Source organism: Streptomyces sp. M-16, from assembly GCF_052114405.1.
Lineage (GTDB): Bacteria > Actinomycetota > Actinomycetes > Streptomycetales > Streptomycetaceae > Streptomyces.
In genome coordinates, this window is the sequence record NZ_JBFRER010000368.1 from 1 (window position 1) to 354 (window position 354).

At 37.9% G+C, this 354-nt stretch carries 1 protein-coding gene; it reads left to right on the top strand.

Annotation, left to right across the window (positions count from 1 at the left end; all coding sequences use genetic code 11):
* Positions 1-85: 85 nt before the first annotated feature.
* On the top strand, positions 86-354 hold a 269-nt coding region (locus AB4039_RS42600; RefSeq protein WP_442273359.1), incomplete at its 3' end, for a helix-hairpin-helix domain-containing protein.

The following is a 354-nucleotide window of genomic DNA, read 5'->3' on the forward strand; positions in this document are numbered from 1 at the left end:
ATCTCACTCCACCTGTTATGCTTTTATTGCGTATCAGACAGCGTATTTAAAAGCGAATTATCCCGCAGAATATATGGCGAGTGTAATGAGTAATAACATTAACAATACCGAATCAATCACAATGTTCATGGAAGATTGCAAAAGTATGGGCGTTGATGTTTTGGGACCGGATGTGAATGAATCTCAATATAAATTTTCGGTGAACGAAAAAGGGCAGATCCGTTTTGGTTTGGGAGCAATTAAAGGAATTGGGGAAGGACCGAGTGAAGGGATCACCAGAGAAAGAGCCAACGGAAGATTTAAAAATATTTATGATTTTTTCGAAAGAGTTTTGCCTTCTCAAATGAATAAGAG